This is a genomic window from Frankia sp. CcWB2 (genome assembly GCF_977927585.1).
Genome location: NZ_CDWRCM010000171.1, coordinates 8,143 through 10,163, shown reverse-complemented (window position 1 = coordinate 10,163; position 2,021 = coordinate 8,143). Strand labels below are relative to the sequence as shown.

Here is a 2,021-nt window from a genome sequence, read left to right as displayed (position 1 = left end):
CCCGGCCGCCACCCCGGCGCGCGCTCCCGACGGGCTGTCCTCCAAGACGACACAGCGGACCGGGTCGACGCCGAGCACCCGGGCGGCGGTCAGGTAGGGCTCCGGGTCCGGCTTGCGGCGAGTGACCTCATCACCGGCGACCGTCACGGCGAAGAACTCGTCACCGACGACGTGCAGCACCGGCTCCATCAGGTCGCGGAAGGACGAGGAGACCAGCGCGGTCGGGACACCCGCCGCCCGCAGCGCGACGAGCAGTTCCACCGCCCCGGGCTGCGGGACGATCGCACCGGGCTCGCGGAACAGCTCGGCGGAGCGGCGCAGCAGGAACTCCGCCGTCGGCACCACGTCGGACGCCGGCCGGCCGAGCATCGACACCATGAGCGGCACCGCGGTATCGATGCCGTGGCCGATCATGGCTCGTTTCATCGCCGGGGTGAACTCGCCGCCCAGCCGCGCCGCCGCCTCGTGCTCGGCGATGGTCCAGATTGGCTCGGTGTCAACGAGCAGGCCGTCCATGTCGAAGAAAACCGCCGCAAGGCTCCCCACGTCCACTCCTAGCTCAGGTAGCTCAGGTAGCTCGGTAGCTCAGGGTCGTCCGGCCGCAGTGCCCGGTTGACCGGCCTAGTGCCGGGTCGGCCGCACGGTGCCCGGGTGACCGCACGGTGCCTACGCGGCCGCGAAGTACTTCGCCTCCGGGTGGTGCAGGATGATCGCCGAGGTGGACTGCTCCGGCACGAGCTGGAACTCCTCGGCGCGCGACGGGCCGTCGCCGTCCTCGGAATTCACCGAGTCGAGGCAGAGGCTGGCCGCCTGCAACAGGGTGCCCATGGCGCCATCGGCCACCAGCACACGCTCGGCCAGGACGGACACCAGATCATCGTGCACTGACCAAGGGTACCGGGACGGGTTTCGCCTGCCGCCGGTACGGTTTACCCTCCGTCCGGACGCCTCCGAGGATGCCGGCCACGGGCACGACGGTGACCACGGCAGGCTGATCACAACACAGGGACCACGATGCGGTGACCACGGCACGGTGATGATTGCGGGGTGGGAATGCCGGACGCGTCCCGGCGGGTTGCCCATGGCGCGACCGCGGGTGGCACAGCCGGGGTGGCACAGCCGCGGGAACGGAGGGCGTGATGTCGGACCGCGCGGGTGTGCTCGGCGCGGTGGTCCGCACGAACACGGGCTGGGGCGCACCGGTGCGGCGGCGGCCCTAGGCCGGGCCGTTCGCATTTCCGCGACGGCGGGTATCCGTCCAGAGCCGATACGGTGCAGCCACCGCATCGATCCGGAATGGATGTCCGATCCGCCCGGGTCTAGCGCCATCGAGAGACCGAGGAAAGGCGTTCCCACGAGAACATCGGCAGACTGGACCAGCGTAGGTTCCCCGCGGACGACCGCTGGTCGCCCGCGGGTCACCGGCTCACGGGCCATAAGGGAGGCTGAGGTCACGCATGTCGGCTCTGGGCAGGAGTCGTCTCCGTGAGGACGTACCGTTGCACTGTCACGGGGGCAGTGGGCCGCCGCGGGGCGGCAGGAGGTAGTAGGTGATCGAGTTCTCCGGCGCCGGTCAACTACGGTCGCCGGTCGTAGTAGCCGCCTTCGAAGGGTGGAACGACGCGGCCGATGCCTCGTCCGCCGCCGTCGAGCATCTGGAGACCGCTTTCAAGGCCCGTGTCATCGGTGCTATCGACCCCGACGACTACTACGACTTCCAGGTGAACCGACCGACGGTGAGCGGGACCGACGGGGCTTCCCGGAAGATCTCGTGGCCGACCACCCGCCTGTCGGTGGCGCGGCCACCGAAGTCCGAGACGGACCTGGTGCTGATCCGCGGACTGGAACCGAACATGCGCTGGCGTGGGTTCACCGACGAGCTGATCGAGGCCGTCCACGCCCTCGGCAGCGACATGGTGATCTCCCTCGGGGCGCTGCTCGCTGACTCGCCGCACACCCGGCCGGTCCCGATCAGCGGAACCGCCGGGGACGCGGCGACGGCTGCCCGGCTCGGACTGGAA

At 70.4% G+C, this 2,021-nt stretch carries 3 protein-coding genes; 1 reads left to right on the top strand and 2 read right to left on the bottom strand.

Translation table 11 applies throughout. From position 1 onward, the window contains the following. A partial coding sequence (locus ACY45C_RS16530) for an HAD family hydrolase (protein ID WP_462188469.1) occupies positions 1 to 546 on the bottom strand: 546 nt, incomplete at its 3' end. A 120-nt stretch (positions 547 to 666) separates the two neighbouring features. Then, complete coding sequence (locus ACY45C_RS16525) at positions 667 to 870, bottom strand: hypothetical protein (RefSeq protein ID WP_462188471.1); 204 nt, start codon at positions 868 to 870, stop codon at positions 667 to 669. A gap of 680 nt (positions 871 to 1,550) precedes the next feature. Between ACY45C_RS16525 and ACY45C_RS16520 the strand changes: the two genes are divergently transcribed. Next, on the top strand, positions 1,551 to 2,021 hold a 471-nt coding region (locus tag ACY45C_RS16520; RefSeq protein WP_462188468.1), incomplete at its 3' end, for a PAC2 family protein.